The sequence below is a fragment of the Sulfitobacter guttiformis genome (assembly GCF_003610455.1).
Classification (GTDB): Bacteria; Pseudomonadota; Alphaproteobacteria; order Rhodobacterales; family Rhodobacteraceae; genus Sulfitobacter; species Sulfitobacter guttiformis.
The window spans coordinates 1-20839 of the sequence record NZ_RAQK01000001.1 but is presented as its reverse complement, the minus strand read 5'-3'; the positions used below and the strand labels follow the sequence as shown (position 1 = coordinate 20839).

The following is a 20839-nucleotide window of genomic DNA, read 5'->3' as shown; positions in this document are numbered from 1 at the left end:
AATGTCGGTTAAAATCTCATTGATGATTTGTTGATGGATTTGGAGCGGGTAACGGGAGCCTAAATGGGCTTTCATGAAAGCTTTGATCTGCACAAAACCTATTTATTTCATGGGTATATGTGCTTCCCCCTTGTTCATAGCCTTTCATGCCCTTAAGTTGCAGAACATAGTTAAGGGCAGAATAAAGGGCGGTTTAATATGCCACCACGTGCAAAAGAATTGACACCGGCACAGATCAAGGGCTTGAAGCATCCCGGCGGCACAAAGCCCGTCAGGGTGGCCGTCGGTGGCGTCTCTGGCCTTCATATCCAAATATGGCCAAGCGGTGCCAAATCATGGGTCTTGCGGACGCGATACGGCGAATGGGCCGAGACGCGCTTGAAAGATGGCACGATCCAGCGGGGGCGCAAGAAGCGCGAACTTGGCCTTGGGGCTTATCCTGATGTGTTGCCCGGCGCAGCACGTGACAAGGCCAGAGAGGCCAAGGCCAAGCTTGAGGCGGGAATCGATCCCATAGCAGAGAAGAAGGCCACACAGGCTGCGCTTATAGCGTCTGCGCGCAGGGGCATGACCTTTGCCGAGGCATGGGAAAAATTCGCCGCCGAAAAGATCAAAGAATTCTCGACGGATCGTTACCGGAAGCAATGGCAGCGCACGGTTGAAATTTACGCATTGCCGGATATAGGCAAGATGGCGGTGCAGGACATAGGCTTGCAAGACATTCTGCGCGTTCTGACCCCGCTTTGGGACGACAAGACGGTGACAGCGGTAAAGGTGCGTGAACGGCTCGAAAAGGTGCTGGCCTACGCCACAGTGCAGGGCTACCGCACTGGCGACAATCCCGCGCGATGGAAGGGGAATCTGGACATGGTATTGGCCGCGCCCGGTAAGGTATCGGGTGCTGAGAACTACCCCGCAGTGCAGCTTGATGACGTGGCGCGCTGGTGGCAGGCGCTACAAGGCCGCGAAGGCATGGGGGCCAAGGCGCTGGCCTTCCAAGCTATGACCGCGACGCGATCCGGCGCGATACGCTTTGCCACATGGGATGAAATCGACCTTCAAAACCGCCTTTGGACGATCCAGCCGGGGAGGCAATCGTCCAAAATACCGGCCAGCGACACCGCCAAGCGTATTCCGCTGACAGATAGCATGTTGGCGCTGCTGGAAAGCCTGCCAAGGCTGGCCGGATCAAACCTCGTGTTTTGGTCGCCGCGTGGCGGGGCATTGTCTGATGCTGCAATGGGTAAGACTATGCGGACAATACACGACGCTGACCTTAGGGCAGGCGGTAAGGGCTATGTGGACGCCAAGACAGGCGAACAAGCCGTGCCACATGGGATGCGCAGCGCGTTCCGCACATGGGTAGCGGAGCGCACCGCCTTTGATGGTGACTTGGCCGAGGTCGCGCTATTCCACAAGGTAGGAAACAAAGTTGCGCAGGCATATAATCGCGCCGAACAGGTGGAGAAGCGGCGTCACATGATGGACGCTTGGGGCGGCTTTGTGCAGGGGAAAGAGCCTGAAAAGGTTGTGCAGATGGGCGCGCGGTGATGAACGAAAATCACTTCCCACGAATCGACGATAAACTGCGCCTATTCATTCTGCATGTAGAGGAAGGCAAGACGCCGCCCGAATGGCTATTAAGATTCATGGCCGATGGTGCGCGTGAATTCCAGCGGGGCGGAAAGCCTTGGCAAAAAAAAGACGGTCGAAAACCAGTCAGAGATTTTCAGCGGTTTGCAGACGCATTTGTGCTTTCGGAACATGGGAAGTTGACTGCTGATGAAATTGTTCTTTTGCGCGGTGATGGCGATGCACAAGGAACAGATAAAACCAAGACGGTGGAGAGAGACATAAAAAAAGGTTCTGTTTTGCACGGCAGCATAGAATTCTGGTGGTTTTATTTTCATCAAAGCCTGATCCGTTGGGCTGCAAGCGATCTGTCTGAGATTGCGCCGTCTCGCGCCAAGGAATGCCGCGCAGCCCTAAAGGTCGAACTGGCGCGGATCAAACGAGACGAACAGGAACCGGGTTACGACTGACAGAAACTGTTTTCAGTTGTTGTCGCAGCCTGCGTGCTGTTTCGTGAAATTTATTGTGCATCCGAAACGCCTACCGAAGTGGCTCACATATCGCTTCAACGGTTGGCAAATCCGAAAAGGATGCACCATGCAGATCCCGACAACACAACAAACATTCCTAACTGGCCCACAAGTCCAAGCCCGTTACCAGAAATCACACGTTACAATCTGGCGTTGGGTCCGCGACCCGGCCTTGGGCTTCCCGCAACCGATCCAGATTAACCGCCTGAATTATTGGCGCTTGGCAGATCTTGATGCGTGGGAAGCCGATCAGCGGGGGGCAGCGTGATGTTTGATTGGGATAAACAGATCGTGCGCGCCACCATGGAAAGAGCCGGGGAGAACCCCGGCGTTCAGCTTCAATTCTTGCTGATGCGCCTTGAGCAATACCCGGACGCACTGCCCGCCATTGCCGAAGCCGCCGAGGATATGGGCGCGTGGTGTCAACAACAGGCCGAAGCACTGCGCGCTGAAGGCGCACGTCGTGACGCACAAGCCAAGCTGCGCGCAATCGTGAGTAATCCGAAAAAGTAAAACCCCACCGAAGGCAACGGCGGGGCAATACGATAATCGAGGCTTGGACGGCTTCAATCTGAATATAGCACCGCCCGTTGCTTTCGGCAATCACCGAGGTAATGAGCAATGAGAATTCTGCAAATCAAACTACTGATGCGCGCCCATGGGCTGACCGAAGCGCAGGCCAATTTGTTGGCAGCGATGATCTGGGGGGCTTCCTGATGAAGCCTGACTTGACCGCGATCCGACAGCATCTTGACGCTTGGGCTGCACCTTTTTCGCAATCAGAATTCGAGGATGGGCTTTGCGAGATCGCCTATACTGCACCCGGCAGCCCGGCACCGGACCGCGCGCGGCTGTTCGGTTTGGATGAACTCGACGCCGCAGCCTCTTTTGCCGCAGAACAGAATGGTAAGGGCGCGAACCTCTACATCGGCGCAGCGATGCGCACACCAGACGCGAACCGTTATAAGCGCGGCTCTACACTGGACTTCTACGCCGCAGCCTTTGCAGCGTGTGAAGCTGATGAAGCGGCTGAAGCCGTAGCGGAACGGATAAAGGGGGCAGACTTCAAGGGCGCAATTCGCGTCAAGACCGGCAGCAAGCCCGAACTACGCGTTCACCATTGGCTACCGCTGCGCGAACTTTGTGATGATCCCGACGAATACACCGCAGCACTTGGCGCGCTGGTCGCGCATGTAGGGGCCGATCACAAAGTGAGAGATAGTGCGCGGATTCTACGACTGGGCGGCACCGTCAACTGGATCAGTGACCCCGCAAAGCGGGCGAAAGGCTATGTTGACGAATTGACCATGGTCATAGTCGAAGAAACGCCAAAGGCAGACCTTGGTCGCCTTGTTTTGCTTCCCCCTATGCCGGGCTGGCAGCCAAAGACCGGAAAGGGCAGCACCGGCGGCAATGGCGGGCCGGGCGAAATCAGCCGCAACGCCGATGGCCTTGTCACCGATGGCCGCGAAGCGTTTTGGCGGCATATCGTGATGGCCGAACTCGCCAAGTATCAGCGTGCGCACGGCGCGGACCCGACTGGCGGCGAAATCTTCGACGCGGCGTTTCCACGTTTTTGCCAAGAGACAGTAGGCGATGACCGATGGACTGCACCGAGCGGGCAGACGGCACTGCGCAAACGCGCGCACAACACGATAAGACGCCTCAGAGCCGGGCATCTTGCGCGGTTTGGCCTTTACTCAATTGAAACCGAAACAAACAGATCAGAGGCCGAAAAGATGCAAGCTGAACGCGACCGCAACCGCGCCGATGGGGTCGCGCCGCGCAGCTATGATGAACTCATGGAGGCCGCGCAGGCGTTAGAGCCGGGCCAGATCGACGACATGGAGGCAATCGTGATCGAAGCCGCCGGACTAAACCCCATGCGGCAGGACGCGATCTTTCGTGCGATCAAAGATGCGACCAAGGTTCCGCTTGGCACGTTGCGCGATCAATCATCCTACGGCAGCGAAACCGACGACCCGGATCATCTCGATCTTGCCCGCGTCACGTTAAGCGGCATCGGGCGCGAGAACATAATCTGCGCGGATGCATTCATATGGCAGTGGTCGGATGCGGGCGTGTGGGCGCAACAAGATGACCGCGCAATAAAGCAAGCGACGCAGAACGTGATTGATACCGAGGGCGTTGACGTGACCGCCAGCCTTGTAAATGGCGTCACAGACGTTTTGAAATCAGAGATTTTCAAGCCGGGGCACGAATTCAACCGGGGCAACCCCGAAGCGGTAAATTGCCTGAATGGTGAAATTGAGTTGGACGACGTTGTTGGATGGCATCTTGAGCCACATTGCCGAGAACACTACAGAACAACGCAGATCCCGGTTGCCTATGACCGTAGCGCGGATGCGCCGCTGTTCCGGGCGTTTCTGGATCAAGTGTTTCAAGATGACCCTGACAAGGCCGACAAGATCAAATCGACGCTGGAACTGATGGGCTATACGCTGATGAGCCATGCGCGCCACGAACGCTTTGTGATGCTCATAGGGCCGGGAGCGAACGGCAAATCGGTTCTGTTGGCCGTGCTGGAGGGGCTGCTAGGACATACGAACGTGGCAGGCGTCCAGCCGTCCAACTTTGAAAACAGGTTCCAGCGCGCGCACCTGCACCAAAAGCTTGCCAATATCGTCACCGAATTGAAGCAAGGTGAGGTCATTGCAGATGCGGAATTGAAGGCAATCACGTCGGGGGAACCGGCAACGGTGGAACATAAATTCCAGAACCCCTTTGTGATGCGCCCGTTCGCAACCTGCTGGTTTGGGACGAACCACATGCCGCACACGCGCGACTTCTCGGAGGCGCTATTCAGGCGGGCCACGATTCTACAATTCAACCGGACCTTTGCGACGCACGAGCAAGATCCGCTGTTGAAGGAAAAACTGCTGACCGAACTCCCCGGCATCCTCAATATGACGCTGGACGCGTACGCCAACGCCTTGGCCGATGGCTTTACGCAGCCGCAATCGTCCGAAGCCGCAAAGAAGGAATGGCGGCTGGAGGCCGATCAGGTGGCGCAATTCGTTGATGATAACTGCCAGCGTTCTGAAGGTGCGCGAACGCCGGTTGGCGACGTGTTCCGAGCCTACCAGACATGGGCGCAAGATAACGGCATCGCCAAGACAATGAGCCAAAAGGGTTTGCGAGATCGCCTCACGCGGCTTGGCTTTGGGGCAGATCGAGATCGAACCACCCGCTATGTTACGGGCCTTAAGGTGACGACCATCGCTTGGGGGGCGTGACGGATGTGACGGATGTGACGCATTATCTAACTGTACTAATCATGGGGAAATTTAATGTTTCTACAGAACATTGTTTTTTCCGTACCCGGTAACAGTAAGAAAACGCGTCACATGCGTCACACCTGTCACACGGTGGCCGGATTCCCCATCGCTTGATGGGCGTGAATAGCAGTTGCGAACGGTTCGCAAAACCGATCTTTCCGCATCTTTTTTCTGCGCTGACCGATAGTCAGGCGGTTCGGTTCCCAATATGGAAACCGAATTAACAGAATGAAATAAAGATTACAGTGCGTTAATCTGGTACACGTTTTTAAACTGCCCTCAATTCTGCCCTTAATGACGCCAGATCGACAAAGAAAGGCTACACTTAGCATGGCGAAAGCACCACCACCGCCCGAATTTAGCACCCGCCGGGGAACTGGTGCGGTTGCATTGGCTGGCGTTGATGGCCGTTCGATGATGGCGCGCAGGTTCCGCGAGATCGTCACCGGCATTGAACGCGACCTTGGCGACGATCTGACCGAGGCACAAAAGCACCTGCTGGCACGGGCCGCGACGCTGGCCGTCTGGTCCGAGGCACGGGAAACGGAACTTGCCAATGGGCAGGAATTCGACGCGGTGCAATATGCCACCATAAGCAACGCTATGCGCCGCCTGCTGGCCGATCTGGGGCTTGAACGCCGCGCGCGTGATGTAACGCCAAGCCTGTCCGACTACATCGCAGGACGCGCAGGCTGATGGCAGTCGATATCCGCACCGCCATGACCGATCCGGCTTTGTTCGGTGACACATTCGGCGGCGACAGTTTCACCGCATGGCGCGCCCTTCTATCCGGCTTCTACGGTCTGGAACTGGACGCCACCGAACTGGACATGTTCAAGACGCTCACAGGACGCCAGACAGCGCCACAGGGGCCGCATGATGAGTTATGGCTGGCAGTTGGCAGGCGTGGCGGCAAAAGCTATGCAGCGGGCTTTCTGGCGGTGTTCCTTGCCGCGTTCCATGACTACCGCGACAGCCTTGCACCGGGCGAGATTGCTACCGTGATGGTCATTGCCGCTGATCGAAAGCAGGCGCGGGCCGTGATGCGCTACACGTCCGGTCTGATGAATTCCAACCCGATGTTGCGGCGCATGATCTTGCGCGAAAATTCCGAACAGATCGAGTTGAACAACCGCACCGTGATCGAGATCACCACGGCATCGCACCGATCAGTGCGCGGATACACGCTGGCCGCAGTCATCGCGGATGAAATCGCCTTTTGGCACAGTGAAGGCGCGAACCCTGATGTAGAGATCATCGCGGCGCTACGTCCGGCGCTGGCAACGCTTGGTGGCCGGTTGATTGGTATCTCATCACCCTATGCGCGGCGGGGCGTCTTGTGGGACACCTACAGGCGGCACTATGGGCAAGACAGCGACCGCGTATTGGTCGCGCAGGCACCGAGCCGCACAATGAACCCGCTGTTGCCGCAACGGGTAGTTGATGACGCGATGAAAGACGACGCGGCGCGGGCATCTGCTGAATATCTGGCGCAGTTTCGCAGCGATATTGAAACCTTCCTTTCGCTTGAGCTTGTGGCGATGGCGCAGCGACAAGAACCTATGGAGATCCCGCGACAGCGTGGCGTGAAGTATTGGGCCTTTGTGGATCCAAGCGGCGGCGGGGCCGATGAATTCACGATTGCCATAGGACACCGCGAAAAAGGCGAGGCGATCATTCTTGATGCGGTGCGGGGGCGCAAAGGCAACCCGGCGGCGATCACGGCAGATTATTGCGCGCTGTTGAAAACCTACGGTATCACGAAGGTTTATGGCGACCGCTACGGCGCGGAATGGGTCCGCACTGAATTCAGGCGTCACACCGTCGCTTATCTGGATTCGCCCGGCACCCGTTCCGAACTCTATTTAAGCATGGGCCAAGCATTGAACGCCGCGCGCGTTGAATTGCCACCATGCCCGATGATTGAACGCCAGCTTTGCGCGTTGGAGCGCCGCACTTCGCGCGGGGGCCGTGATCTGATCGACCACCCACCCGGCGGACACGACGACCGCGCGAACGCGGCGGCGGGCCTTGTGGCGCTGCTGGGAAGCGACAAGCGCAAAGATATCACAAGCCGAACTTCAACCGTGAAAGGTTTATACTGATGAGCGACCAGAACACAGAACACAATATCGAAGGGCTGCTACGGAAAAACGCGGAGTTGCTGGCCGATATCAAGACGCTGAAGGGCCGCATTGCGACTTTGGAAGGCGAACGGGACGCTGCAAACACTGCGCGCGACGATGCGACCGCAAATGTGCAGCGCGTCATGCTGGATGAGCCGCTAGAAAACACGGTTGCCAGCATGTTTTCGGTTCCTTGGCGCGTGATGCGTTCGGTTGTGGAGGAGCATTTCAAGTTGAGTCTGGACGAAAGCGGCAAGCCGATGTTGTCCGATGTTGACGGCAACCCAGTATCGCTAGGCGACCGCCCGGCAAACTTTACGCCAGATGACTTGCGCCAAGCAATGATGGCCGTTCCCGATCTTGCCGCGACGATGAGACCGCCAAGCGGTGGAGGTGCGCCGGGCAGCAATGGCGCGAGCGCGACAGCGACGCCGCCCCAAAAGGCTGAAAAGGTTGCGCCGCGTTTAGGTTTGCGGTAATATAATACCACATTGCGCGGCTTGGCTTGTGGCTTGTCCGCGCGATGTAATCGCCGCCATGCGGCACCGGACGCGGCCTTGTGGGCTGCACCGTCATATCCCTAAATTTCAGAATATGAGGTGCCAGCTATGGCCGTAACACGACTATCCGACGTGGTAATTCCTGAAGAATTCACCACCTACACCGTTCAAAATTCAATGGAGAACAGCGCGCTTGTCCAAAGCGGCGTTGCCGCGCGCAATGGCGAAATCGAGGCGCAGCTACGCGCGGGGGCAGAATCGTTTAGCGTTCCGTTTTGGAACGACCTGTCCGACGATGAGGCCGATATCGTTTCAGATGATCCTGACACGTCCAGCACACCGGCCAAGCTGGGGAGCGGAAAGCAAATCGTGCGCAAATCGTTTCTGCACAAATCATGGTCCGCCATGAATCTTGCCAGCGAACTTTCGGGCGATGATGCGTTGACGCGTATCCAGAACCGCACAACCGCCTATTGGACGCGACAGGCGCAGCGACGCTTGATTGGTAGTTTGAACGGCATCCTTGGCGACAACGTGGCGAACGACAGCGGGGACATGCTGCAAGATATCACTGCCGAGACGGGCGCAGCTAACAAGTTTAGCGTCGCGGCTGTGATCGACGCGGCGGGTACACTTGGCGACCAGATGGGCGGGCTATCCGCAATGGGGGTTCACTCCGATACCTACAAAGTGATCCTGAAATCTGATGCGATTGAGTATGTGCCAGACAGCCAAGGCGGCATGATTGCCACCTATCGCGGCATGGCTTTGATCGTGGATGATCTGTTGCCGGTGCTAACGGGCGATTATACGTCGGTTTTGTTCGGGGCTGGTGCCGTGGGCTGGGGCATGACAGCGCCGCGCATTGCCGAAGGAACCGAGATCGAGAGCAAACCGAGCGCAGGCAACGGCGGCGGGCAACAGGTTCTGCACAGTCGCGTGAACTTGGCGATGCACCCGGCGGGCTTTGCTTGGCAGGAATCCAGTGTTGTTGGCGACAGCGCGACGATTGCCGAACTTGGCGAGGCGACCAACTGGAACCGCGTTGTCGAACGCCGGGCGGTGCCGTTGGCGTTCCTAAAGCACAAGCTATAGGCAGGTTGCGCCTTGCGGTTAGAGAGAGCCGCAAAGCAACCCCGTTAGTCGGGTAGTGGGTAAACCCCGACAAGGCGCGGTCTATTTCTTGTGTGAGTGGACGCGGTGCAAACAGGGGCCGGGGGGCGATGCTTCCCGGCCTTTTTATTGGCACAAGGTTGCATTTTTTAAGGGCGGATTGAAGGGCGGTCTTGCATCCTATGTTATGACATTATTACTTAAAAACAATCACTTAACAGGAGTTTTGGAGCGGGTAACGAGAATCGAACTCGTAACTAAAGCTTGGGAAGCTGCCGTGATACCTTTTCACCATACCCGCGCACCAGTGCTAGTGACCTAAAGTGGCGCCTTACAAGCGTCAAGAGGATTTGCGCGCCGTGACATAGTTGATCTGGGCGGGGAGGGTGATGGTGTCGCCGCTCTGGTAGGCACCTAGCGCCTCCACCAGCGCGCCTTTCAGAGCGTCACGCATTTCCGCATCGGCGTTGTAGTGGGCGAGTGCCATGTGGGCAGGACCGATATGGCACATCGTTTCGGCCAGCGCCTGTGCCCCCGCCGAGCAGACCAGCGGCTCTTGGACCACCTCGATCTGCGCCTCAAGGCCAGCGTCGCGCATCATTTTGTGGATATGATCGGGGTCGCGCAGAGAAAACGGGCCGGGGGCGTCCGGGTCGGACTTGGGCACCGGTCCGAGAATGTTGCGCGATACTTGCGCGGGCAGGGTGAAGAACGGGTTTTCGGCAATCGCCCCCCATACGGCAAAACACACCATCGCGTCGGCGCGCAGGGCGCTCGCCATGTTGCGGAATGCGCTGATGTTATCATCAAAGAACATCACGCCGAACCGCGAAACGATCCTGTCAGCGCTATCGGTGACAAAGGGATGGCTTTGAGCATCGACGTCCAGAAATGCAATGTTTGTCTGATTTGTCAGACGGGCGTGGGCTGCCTTCAGAAGAGTACGCGAGATATCGATGCCGGTTACATGGCCTGCCTCGCCGACGCGTTCGGAAATCGCCAGTGTACTGGTGCCAGCGCCACATCCGATGTCCAAAACGCTGTGCCCTGTGTCCAATTCCGCGCGCCTAAGTATTCCGTCCAGCACACCGGCCAGAATATCATCCATCGCAGCGCGCTGGTCGATCCAGACGGGGCCTGCCTCATCGGTCCAGAAATCGCGTTGGTCGCTGTTCGTGCTCATCCGCGGCGTCTGCGCCGTCCGCCCCCCTCGCCACCGGTGCCATTGCCACCTCCGCCAGTGTTGAATGTCTGGGTGGGCAAGGTGACGATCGAATTGAGAATTGGGAATGGCTCGACGGCATTGGGCATGGCAGAGGCGTTCACAAAATGCTCTTGAAAACGGGGCTCGATCGCTGTCTCGATTTTATGGATGTTGCGCACGATTTCTTCGATTTCAATCCGTGCTTCGCGGTTCAACAAGGCGATGCGTGCGCCTGTGCCCGCCGCATTGCCGGCCGATGTTACCTTGTCCAACGGCGCATCGGGGATCATACCTATCACCATTGCGTGCTTGGTCGAGATATGGGCACCGAAGGCACCGGCCAGCACCACGCGGTCCACCTTGTCCACGCCGAATTTATCCATCAGCAGCCTCGCGCCTGAATAAAGCGCTGCTTTCGCCATCTGGATTTCGCGGATGTCGCGGTTTGTGACAGTGATCATCGGACCGCCCTCCGCCGTGCCGTCATAAACCCTGTAGCTGTTGGTGCGTCCGTCTGCGAAAACCGCTGCTGATCCGGTTTGCTCGGCGGTGCCGATGAGACCGGGTGCATCGACGATGCCGTGCATGCGCATCTCTGCCACCATCTCGATGATTCCTGACCCGCAGATGCCGGTCACGCCTGTCTGCGCAATTGCCGCGTCAAATCCGTCTTCGTCGGACCACAGGTCGGATCCAATCACCTTGAAGCGCGGCAGCTTGCTTACGGGATCGATTTCGACACGTTCGATCGCACCGGGCGCTGCGCGCTGTCCCGAGCTGATTTGCGCACCCTCAAAGGCGGGGCCGGTGGGCGAGGAGCAGGCGAGCACCTTTTCTTTGTTGCCGAGAAGGATTTCTGCATTGGTGCCAACATCGACGACCAGCACCAGATCGTCGGATAAATGCGGGCTTTCGGAGAGGGCGACTGCGGCGGCATCCGCGCCTACATGGCCCGCGATGCACGGCAGGAAGTATACACGCGCACTCTCGTGGATGTTGAGGTCCAGATCGCGGCCACGCAGGCGCAACGCGTTCGATGTCGCAAGCGCGAATGGCGCCTGTCCCAGCTCGAACGGATCTATGCCCAGAAACAGATGGTGCATCACGGGATTGCAAACAAAGACGGCATCCACGATCAGCTGCTTGTCGATGCCCGCTTCGGAGGCCAACTGGGTGAATAGCCCACACATGCCCTCGCGAACGGCCAATGTCATTTCCTCGGCACCGCGGTCGTTCATCATGGAGTAGCTTACGCGGCTCATCAGATCCTCGCCAAAGCGGATCTGCGGGTTCATCACCCCCGATGAGGCAACCACGTCGCCGGTTTGCAGGTCGCACAGATGCGCCGCAATGGTTGTAGAGCCGAGATCGACAGCAACGCCGTAAATTGTACCGTCATAGAAACCGGGCCAGATGTGCATGATGCGCGGTTTATGCTCGTTATCGCCCAGATGGACGGCTACGGTTACTTTCCAATCGCCTTTGCGCAGGACCTTTTGCATGACGTGCAAGATGTGCAGATCGGCGGTTACGTCATCCATCTCCCACTGCTCCAGCAATGCCTTGCGCAGACGTTCCAGATCACCGGAAGGGTCATGCATATCGGGCTGCTGTACATCGACATAAAACAGCTTGGTGGATGGGTTGAGCGTGATCGCCCGTACTTCGGCGCGTTTGCGCACCACCTGCTTGTGAACCTGACTTTCAGCTGGCACGTCGATGATCACATCCTTGAGCACGGTCGCCTGACAGCCAAGACGCCGCCCGGCTTTGAGCCCGCGCTTTTCGTCATAGCGTGCTTCGACCGAGTTCCATTCCGATAATGCATCTGCTTCTACGGTTACGCCGTGTTTGGAGAATTCCCCATAGCCCGGAGTGATCTGGCATTTGGAGCAAATCCCGCGTCCGCCGCAGACGGAATCAAGGTCCACGCCCAGCTGGCGTGCCGCTGTAAGGACGGGCGTGCCGACCGGAAAGCGGCCGCGCTTGCCCGAAGGCGTAAATATGACAAGTGGATCGTCGCTCATGGCTCAAACATCCTGAAGTGTATTTTGGGCCAACATAGTGATGCGAGCGGGTAGGGAAAGGTCGCCCGCGTCATAAATCCGGCTAAGCGCGTCATTTAGCGCAATTCGCTCAGGTGTTTAGACGCTCGTGGAAAATAAACCCCAGAAAATTGAGCAAAAGCTGTGCTGCAAGGATCGAGGTGGAGCCTGTTGGGTCATAATCGGGTGCCACTTCGACCAGATCGATTCCCACCACGTCATGCCGCTCTGCCACCGCTTTAAGTAGCTCAAGCACCTCGTAATAAAGGAAACCGCCGTGCGAAGGCGTCCCTGTGCCGGGAGCGATGGACGGGCAAAAAGCGTCGATGTCGATGGTGACATAGACCCGAGCATCTGGTGGGATATGCGCCAGCACGCCGCCTGTGCCCAATTGCCGCGCCTGCCGCACGCTGATGATCTCTGATCCGAATGCGCGTGCAGCGTCGTAACCTTCCTTGGCGGTTGAGCTGACATTACGGATGCCGACCTGCGTGAGGCCGGTTACATGCGGCTGCTCGGAGGCGCGGCGCATCGGGTTGCCGTGGCCGTTGCGCACGCCGTGGCGTTCATCAACGAAATCCAGATGCGCGTCGATTTGCAGAATATGGATATCTCCGTGTTCCGCAAAAGCACGGATGCAAGGAATGTTGACAGAATGATCGCCGCCGATGACGACCGGAAGGGCAGCTGCGTCCAACGCGGCGCGCACGCCTGTTTCTATGTTGTCATGGCTTGCTTGGGTGTCGGTGTGGATGATGTCCGCATCGCCCATATCCACGATGGTCACCTCACCCGTAAGGTAGGTCGTGTCATCCTCATGGTCATAAGCACCCGCATGGCCGAAACTGAACAGGGTAGATGCCTCGCGCACACTGCGCGGGCCAAAGCGGGCACCGGGCCGGTATTGCGTGCCTGCGTCGAGCGGCGCGCCGAGGATGGCCACATCTGCGTCAAGCGAGGCCCAGTCCGGCTCGTATCGGCGCTTCGCAAAAGTTGCGATCCCGACAAATGGCAGATCCAGCCTGCCGTTTTCATACCCGTGTTTGCTCATCCAGATTTCCCCGCTTTTTTCATAGCTTTGGTCAACAAGCGCGCAAATGCAAGCTTTGGCGGGCTTGAGCCCTTTTCAAGCCGTGCAATCCGTGAAATAGAAAACCGCCAAATGATGCCATTACCCCCGGAGGTTACTATGGAGATTCGTGAGGCCCTGACGTTCGACGATGTGTTGCTTGTTCCCGCCGCATCCTCGGTCCTGCCATCCACCGCAGACACCCGCACCCGTGTGACAAAAGCGATAGCACTCAACATCCCTTTGCTCAGCTCGGCAATGGATACGGTGACGGAATCGCGCATGGCGATCGCCATGGCGCAGGCAGGCGGGATGGGCGTGATCCACCGCAACCTGAGCATCGAGGAGCAATCCAAGGAAGTGCGTCGCGTCAAGCGCTTTGAGAGCGGGATTGTGTACAATCCGATTACCCTGCGCGCCAACCAGACACTGGCCGATGCAAAGGCCCTGCAAGAGCGCTACCGCGTGACAGGCTTTCCTGTGGTAGACGAGATGGGCCGGGTTGTCGGCATTGTGACCAACCGTGATATGCGTTTTGCCACAGCGGACGATACACCTGTTCATTTGATGATGAGCAGTGACAACCTCGCTATCCTGCACGAACCAGCGGACCGCGACGAGGCGATCAGCCTGATGAAGGCGCGCCGGATCGAGAAATTGTTGGTGACAGACGGTAAGGGCAAGCTGACAGGCTTGTTGACGCTCAAGGATACGGAGCAGGCCGTGCTCAACCCGACAGCCTGCAAGGATGCGCTGGGGCGCTTGCGTGTGGCAGCTGCCACAACAACGGGCGACGCAGGGTTTGAACGCTCGCAGGCGTTGGTCGATGCCGGCGTCGACATGATTGTGATAGATACCGCACACGGACACTCCGAAGGTGTAGCGATTGCCGTCGAGCGAGCCAAACAGCTCAGCAACGAAGTGCAGGTTGTCGCGGGCAACGTGGCAACGGGTGAGGCAACGCGTGCTCTGATCGGTGCAGGTGCGGACGCGGTCAAAGTCGGGATCGGTCCAGGCTCGATCTGTACCACACGCATGGTTGCAGGGGTGGGCGTGCCCCAGCTTACAGCGATTATGGATTGTGCTGCTGCTGCCGGCGATACACCGGTGATAGCGGATGGTGGTATCCGCCTGTCGGGCGATTTCGCCAAGGCAATTGCCGCAGGCGCATCTTGCGCCATGGTCGGCTCTATGATTGCGGGCACTGACGAGAGTCCTGGTGAGGTCATTTTGTATCAGGGCCGAAGCTTCAAAAGCTATCGCGGTATGGGCAGCCTTGGCGCGATGGCCAGCGGTTCGGCTGATCGCTACTTCCAGAAGGATGCTGCCAGTGACAAACTGGTGCCAGAGGGTATCGAGGGGCAGGTCGCCTATAAGGGCACTGCGGCAGCCGTTCTGCATCAGATGGTCGGAGGATTGCGCGCTGCCATGGGCTACACTGGCTGTGCTACAGTGGAAGAGATGCGCAAAAACTGCACATTCGTGAAGATTACGGGTGCAGGTCTTTCTGAAAGCCATGTGCATGACGTGCAGATCACGCGAGAATCTCCGAATTATCGGATCGGATAACTCCTTATTTATATGGAGAATGAGATGCCGGGTTGTTTATTCAGCTCGGCATTTTTCATAGAACGAAGGCAGAACTGGACGCTGCATCAGTCCTGCAACTGATGCAAAAAAGGGTAGCCTTAGACATCAACTGATGCAGATTTCAACGCCGGATTGTCTGACGTCATCGCCTATGGGTCCAAATAGGTCAATTTGATAAGAGAGTGTTTCTGGCTCATCGTAACCACTGAGGAATGGAAGATGAGACAAACAGCGAAGAGCCCTGGCGAGAAGATCGTCAAAGACATCAAACGCGCCACCCGTAAGCATTATTCATCTGAAGAGAAGATCCGCATCGTGCTGGATGGCTTGCGCGGCGAGGACAGCATCGCTGAGCTGTGCCGCCCACTGCCCGGCAGGGTCATGCAAAGCATGATCCCGAGAGGGGTGAAGGCATATCACAGGGCATCTATTACAAGTGGTCCAAGGACTTCATGGAAGCCGGTAAAAAGCGTCTGGCGGGTGATACGGCGCGTGCGGCAAACACTGACGAGGTGAAGGAGCTTCGCCGTGAGGCAAAGGACCTCAAGGAGGTGGTTGCCGAGCAGACACTTGAGCTGCGTCTTCTTAAAAAAAGCATGTACGACGGTGGGGGCGACCACGAATGAGGTACCCTGCATCAGAGAAACTGGAGATCATCCATTTAGTCGAAGAGTCGCATCTGTCAGCCCGCCTGACACTGGCCAAGCTGGGTATTCCGCGCACGACGTTCTATCGCTGGTATGATCGGTATCTGCAACGCGGTGAGGCTGGGTTGCAGGATCGATCGCCGACGCCAAAGCACGTCTGGAACCGTATCCCAACCGAGATAAAGGCTGATGTCATCAAACTGGCGTTGCAGGAGACGGAACTGTCGCCGCGTGAGTTGGCGGTGACGTTCACGGATCAAGAACGCTATTTTATCTCGGAATCCACAGTGTATCGGATACTGAAGGCGCATGACCTGATCACCAGCCCAGCCTTCATTGTGATCAAGGCGGCCAGTGAGTTCAAAGACAAGACATCTGGCATCACCCAGCTTTGGCAGACCGACTTCACCTATCTCAAGATCATTGGTTGGGGATGGTTCTATCTCAGCACGATCTTGGACGATTACAGCCGGTACATCATCTCGTGGAAACTCTGCAAAAACATAAGGACCCAAGACGTAACTGACACGCTGGATCTGGCCCTTCAGGCGTCCGGCTGTGATCAGATTCATGTGCTCCACAAACCACGACTGCTGAGCGACAACGGATCCAGCTATGTCTCTGGCGAGTTGGCCGAATGGTTGCAGGACAAAGGCATGAAGCACTCGCGCGGTGCGCCATATCATCCGCAAACCCAAGGCAAGATCGAGCGCTGGCATCAGACATTGAAGAACCGCATCTTGCTGGAAAACTACTTCCTGCCCGGTGATCTTGAAGCTCAGATCGAAGCCTTCGTCGACCACTACAATCATCAGCGGTATCCTATTGACCGGCAGGTGATGCTTGCATCACCGAGAGGGGCGAGAGCATCAACAACGTCAAACCTGCCGACGTCTACTTCGGCCGTGACAAAGCCATTCTAAAACAAAGGGAAAGGATCAAACGAAAGACACTCAAAGCGCGACGCTTGCATCACCGCCAGCACGCCGCATAATCAACCAACAAGATGAGCCAAACTCTCTCTTAGTTTAGGCGCCATTGGTCCCAAAAACCCTGACGACAGACAAATTTACACCAGCTTGACGGACGCTACCATCGGCCAGTCAAATCGCTGCATCGAACGTAACCATGGCAGAGAGATTGACGACAGTTTATAATTCGCCGGAGGATAATCGCAGGCCCAGAACAATCGTCTCTGGGCCTGCAAACGTCATATCAAAAAGCGTTTAGCGGATGACACGCACGATCGCATTTGTCTCGGCATCCACGATCACCGTCTGACCGTTGATGTTGACATAGCGATACTCTGCCTGCGGAAGCTCAAATGTCGGGACAGTGCTTGGCACGCCGGCACCCACTACCACTTCACCGTCGAGGTACACGGTTTCTACCGGGTTGGAGGTAATATAGGTGACGGTTTTTTCATCGGGTGCCGCGACGGCTGAACCTGCAGCACCGCCCAGGATGCCCCCTGCTACGATCCCACCGATCGGACCACCCACAGCGACACCCGCCAGCACACCCAAGGTCGCACCCACGGCAAGACCTTCTCGCTGGTTGTCCTCTGTGCCCTCGAGATCCTCGTAGGTGACCGAGTTTACAGTGATTTCGGCTGGACGTGTTGTCAGCGCGATGGCCTGCTCTTCGACATTCACCGCGAGATAGTCGGAGCTGGCCCAGCCCGAAGTCTCGCCGAATGTCACCTGACACCAGGATGCGGTATCAAGACAGCCCTGAACCATCGCGACTTCCCCGCCGGGGATCAGACCGACAACGCTGTACTGCGGACCGGGGCCCGAGCGGACGTTGAGATCTGTCGCGGCGATCGCGTCAGTGGACTGGGCGAAAACCGGGATGGCGGTGGAAAACAAAAGGGCGGTGATCAGACCTGTTTTAACGAGTTTCATAGTTGAAGTCCTTCATAGTGCTTTCGCTGTCTGGCGGCCGTGGGTCATATGACTTCACTTTTGTCGCCAGACAGCAGCACAAATACAACCGAAGCCGTGCCATCTTGGTTCCTGTTATCGGATAGCAAGAGGCCAAGTTATTGAAAATAGGTATCTTTTCGCATCAGTGCGGACCTGATCTGTTCAAATGATACAGATGGGCATGGGGCGGTATCGCAGATGCCATGCGGCGGTCACCCGCAAGCGATGATCTGGGTGCTGGCAGGTGCGGACGGGCAAACGGCTAAGCGAGGATCACTGTAACCACCGTTCGAGCGGGTCGCGCCCCAACAGCACCGCACCATGGGCAATGCCGTAGTACCCTGACGAGGCTTTGTTACATAAATCGGCCTGAAGTCGATTTTCCCCTTACTCAAGACGGATTTAGCCTATGGCTACGGTACGCGGTATGCCAAGCGCTGTGAAGCCATTCAGGATCGCGGCACGGTTTTGGATCTCCGCAACCTGCCGATCGAAGTCGCGCGCTGCGAGGCGCTGACCGAGTAGCTTCACACAATGCATCTTGGTTTTGACGCGGCCCCGACGGTGATATCCAGTCAATTGTCGCCACAATGCGCGGCCCAGATACTTTGAGGAGCGCACGGCTTCATTGCGTGCTCTCGCCCTGGGTGTATCGGGCTTCCATAACTTCGCATTCTTGCGGGGCGGTATGACGGCATGTACGTTTCGGGCAGCAATCGCATCATGGCATTTGCGGGTGTCGTAAGCCCCGTCAGCCGTGACGCCGCCGAGCTCCTGGCATGGTGGGATTTGGTTGAGCAGGTCTGGCAGAATGGGCGCATCCCCGATGCTGCTTCTTGTGACCTCGATTGCCCGTATTTTCAGTGTTTGCTTGTCGATCCCGCTATGTATCTTGCGCCATAGCCGTCGTTTGGGTCCACCGTGTTTGCGCGCGGTCCATTCGGCTTCTCCCTCCGCCTTGATGCCGGTATTGTCTATCAGAAGGTGCAATGACCTTGCCGAACCTTTGTACGGGATGGCGACCGATAGAGTTTTTTGTCGCCGACACAAGGTGCTGAAGTCCGGCACTGACCAGTCCAGCACTACAAGTTCCAGCAGACTTGCCACAAAGCCAGTCGTTTGCCGCAAGGGCAGACCGAACACCACTTTGAGGGTCAGGCAGGCTTGTATCGCCGCATCGCTATAGGCTTGCTGGCGTCCTCGTCGACCGGAAGGCGCAGCCTCCAATGTCATCGCAGAATCAAACCAGATCGACAGTGATCCGCGTTGTTTCAAGGAAAGACTATACGCTTTCCAGTTTTGCGTCTTGTATGTCGTCGGTGTGCAGCTGCTCATGACCGCCAGCTATCACGCTGGATTCATGAGGTGAATCCCAGATCAAGCCGATTTGTGCAACAAAGCCAATCATCTCTGTAAAACCCTGAAAAAGTTGGACGCGGTTTTCGGGAAAGCCGAAACTTTACTTTGGAAACGCACAAAACTCATGATACTGAGCCGCATCCAGACATCTCACTTCCGTGGCTTTTACGACTGACAAAACAATTAGACCCACACCCCAGTCGAAGTTAAGAAATACGTAGAGCGTTGAAATCTTTGCATACTCGCAAGTTCGTAGTTTTGATCAGACTGGGTTTGAGAAAAGCCAAATGTCAGGAGAAATACTGATGGCTACCAAAAGGAAATGCTGTGAAAATTGATCCAGAACGTTTTTTGTGCGATTTGCATGAGTTACGAAAAATTGGGGCCTCGGGCATTGGCAAGGGTGTGATCAGGCCCGCTTATTCAGATGCTGACATTGCTGCAAGAAAATGGCTGGCAGGGCGTATGTCGGACGCTGGTCTACGTGTTCACTTTGATCCGGTAGGGAACCTTTTCGGTCTCGCTGAGGGGCCTTCCATTCTCCTTGGTTCCCACACCGACAGCCAGCCTGAAGGCGGGTGGCTGGATGGGTCTTTGGGTGTCATCGCAGGGCTGGAAGTGGCCAGGGCGGCCCATGAAGCAGGAGGGCCAGCGGTATCTGTCGTTAGTTTTCAAGACGAAGAAGGCCGTTTTGGCGTGACCACTGGCAGTGCGGTATGGTCTGGGCAGACGGAACTACAGGCCGCAGATTTAATGACAGATCACGATGGCGTCACTTTTGCCGAAGCACGCGCAAGAATGGCCGAATACGCAAGTGGCTTTGTCGATCCGGAGCAATTCAAAAGCTACATCGAGATGCATATTGAGCAGGGGCCGTCACTCGACAGTTCAGGTGATCAAATCGGTGTCGTCAGCGACATCGTTGGTATTCGCGATATGCGCATCACATTCAAAGGACAGCAAAACCACGCTGGCACGACGCCGATGCATTTGCGAAAAGATGCGTTTCAGGCCCTGTCGGCATTCAATGTGGAAATCAATGATCGTTTAGCGGACATTGTCACGCCGCACACGGTCTGGACGATCGGGCACGTTGCTCTGCACCCAAATGCCTCTTCTATTGTGCCCGGCAGCGTTACATTCTCAATGCAATGGCGTGATGCTGATGCCGACAGGTTGGCGGAAATGGAGCAAGTTATCCGCACCACTGCGAATGGGGTATCAGACAAAACAGGCATGAGTGTTGAATTCGGTGCACTTCTTTGGCTTGAGCCACAGACTATGGATGCAAATTTGCGTCTTGCACTCGAAGCTGGAGCTAAGGCGGTAGCGCCAGAGAAATGGCGCACACTTCCATCAGGCGCCCTACATGACGCGACCAACGTTGCGCGTTTGATGCCGGTTGCCATGCTGTTCGTTCCATCAATCGGCGGTATTAGCCATGCCTTTGATGAGGACACTAAGGAAGCTGATCTTATAGCGGGATTGAAGGTTCTGGGGAGTGCGGTGACGCATCTGTCTAACTGATCTATAGATGAGAACTTGAGAAGGCAGATGCTCCGCCAATGCGCAGCGCATAGCGGAAATGAATTTTGTAAAGAATGGCAGCTTTGGGGACGCCGCACCGTTGCTTTAAAAACCAGCACGAAGGTCCATTAAGGACCGTCCTTGCCGGTGGGCCCATTTAGATTAAATCACAGTAGCTTCCGCGATTGCTAAAGCGTCTTCAAGTTCAACGCCAAGATATCGCACAGTTCTGTCTATCTTGGTGTGACCCAGCAGAAGCTGAACGGCACGCAGGTTGCCCGTCTTCTTATAGATCTGGGTGACCTTTGTGCGTCGCATTGAATGGGTGCC

Annotated in this window: 15 protein-coding genes, 1 tRNA gene and 2 pseudogenes; 11 read left to right on the top strand and 7 right to left on the bottom strand. The window is 56.6% G+C overall.

The window, feature by feature from the left end; all coding sequences use genetic code 11:
* The first annotated feature begins 198 nt into the window (after positions 1-198).
* The 8 genes from C8N30_RS00095 to C8N30_RS00055 all read left to right on the top strand — a co-directional run bounded on the left by C8N30_RS00095 (position 199) and on the right by C8N30_RS00055 (position 9122).
* Positions 199-1551, top strand: a complete 1353-nt coding sequence (locus tag C8N30_RS00095; RefSeq protein WP_025062450.1) for a tyrosine-type recombinase/integrase — start codon at positions 199-201, stop codon at positions 1549-1551.
* On the top strand, positions 1551-2042 hold the full coding sequence (locus C8N30_RS00090) for a hypothetical protein (protein ID WP_025062449.1): 492 nt from the start codon (positions 1551-1553) through the stop codon (positions 2040-2042). The genes C8N30_RS00095 and C8N30_RS00090 overlap by 1 nt, the downstream gene beginning before the upstream one ends.
* Before the next feature lie 327 nt (positions 2043-2369).
* Complete coding sequence (locus C8N30_RS00080; protein WP_025062447.1) at positions 2370-2615, top strand: hypothetical protein; 246 nt, start codon at positions 2370-2372, stop codon at positions 2613-2615.
* A 203-nt stretch (positions 2616-2818) separates the two neighbouring features.
* A complete protein-coding gene (locus C8N30_RS00075; protein ID WP_170151151.1) occupies positions 2819-5359 on the top strand; it encodes a DNA primase family protein in 2541 nt (846 codons plus the stop codon).
* A gap of 372 nt (positions 5360-5731) precedes the next feature.
* Positions 5732-6097 (top strand): hypothetical protein, encoded by a 366-nt coding sequence (locus tag C8N30_RS00070; protein WP_025062446.1) that lies wholly within the window; start codon positions 5732-5734, stop codon positions 6095-6097.
* Positions 6097-7506, top strand: a complete 1410-nt coding sequence (locus C8N30_RS00065) for a hypothetical protein (RefSeq protein WP_025062445.1) — start codon at positions 6097-6099, stop codon at positions 7504-7506. The genes C8N30_RS00070 and C8N30_RS00065 overlap by 1 nt, the downstream gene beginning before the upstream one ends.
* On the top strand, positions 7506-8006 hold the full coding sequence (locus C8N30_RS00060) for a hypothetical protein (protein ID WP_025062444.1): 501 nt from the start codon (positions 7506-7508) through the stop codon (positions 8004-8006). Before C8N30_RS00065 ends, C8N30_RS00060 begins: the two co-directional genes overlap by 1 nt.
* Positions 8007-8135: 129 nt before the next feature.
* Positions 8136-9122, top strand: a complete 987-nt coding sequence (locus C8N30_RS00055; protein ID WP_025062443.1) for a major capsid protein — start codon at positions 8136-8138, stop codon at positions 9120-9122.
* A 245-nt stretch (positions 9123-9367) separates the two neighbouring features.
* On the opposite strand, the gene C8N30_RS00050 is transcribed toward C8N30_RS00055, so the two are convergent.
* From C8N30_RS00050 to speB, 4 genes are all read right to left on the bottom strand, one after another.
* A tRNA-Gly gene (locus tag C8N30_RS00050) sits at positions 9368-9441 on the bottom strand.
* 39 nt (positions 9442-9480) lie between these two features.
* Positions 9481-10323: a class I SAM-dependent methyltransferase gene (locus C8N30_RS00045; RefSeq protein WP_025062442.1), complete on the bottom strand. Its 843-nt coding sequence runs from the start codon at positions 10321-10323 to the stop codon at positions 9481-9483.
* Entirely contained in the window at positions 10320-12371 is a 2052-nt protein-coding gene (locus C8N30_RS00040) for an ASKHA domain-containing protein (protein ID WP_025062441.1), read from the bottom strand. Before C8N30_RS00040 ends, C8N30_RS00045 begins: the two co-directional genes overlap by 4 nt.
* Positions 12372-12480: 109 nt before the next feature.
* Complete coding sequence (speB, locus tag C8N30_RS00035) at positions 12481-13440, bottom strand: agmatinase (RefSeq protein ID WP_025062440.1); 960 nt, start codon at positions 13438-13440, stop codon at positions 12481-12483.
* A 138-nt stretch (positions 13441-13578) separates the two neighbouring features.
* Here speB and guaB point away from each other — a divergent pair, with 138 nt between their 5' ends.
* Together guaB and C8N30_RS00025 are read left to right on the top strand one after the other, a co-directional pair.
* Positions 13579-15027, top strand: coding sequence for an IMP dehydrogenase (gene guaB, locus C8N30_RS00030; RefSeq protein WP_025062439.1), 1449 nt, complete (start codon positions 13579-13581; stop codon positions 15025-15027).
* Positions 15028-15267: 240 nt separating this feature from the next.
* A pseudogene (locus tag C8N30_RS00025) lies at positions 15268-16689 on the top strand (IS3 family transposase).
* Between the two features lie 232 nt (positions 16690-16921).
* On the opposite strand, the gene C8N30_RS00020 reads toward C8N30_RS00025, so the two are convergent.
* Positions 16922-17602 (bottom strand): DUF1236 domain-containing protein, encoded by a 681-nt coding sequence (locus tag C8N30_RS00020; protein ID WP_025062438.1) that lies wholly within the window; start codon positions 17600-17602, stop codon positions 16922-16924.
* Positions 17603-18025: 423 nt separating this feature from the next.
* Positions 18026-18958 carry an IS5 family transposase gene (locus tag C8N30_RS00015; protein ID WP_025062437.1) on the bottom strand — a complete coding sequence of 311 codons (933 nt, stop codon included), beginning with the start codon at positions 18956-18958 and terminating at the stop codon, positions 18026-18028.
* 351 nt (positions 18959-19309) lie between these two features.
* On the opposite strand from C8N30_RS00015, the gene C8N30_RS00010 reads away from it, so the two are divergent.
* Positions 19310-20509, top strand: coding sequence for a Zn-dependent hydrolase (locus tag C8N30_RS00010; protein WP_025062436.1), 1200 nt, complete (start codon positions 19310-19312; stop codon positions 20507-20509).
* Between the two features lie 162 nt (positions 20510-20671).
* On the opposite strand, the pseudogene C8N30_RS19530 reads toward C8N30_RS00010, so the two are convergent.
* Positions 20672-20839, bottom strand: a pseudogene (locus C8N30_RS19530) (integrase); the annotation flags it as partial.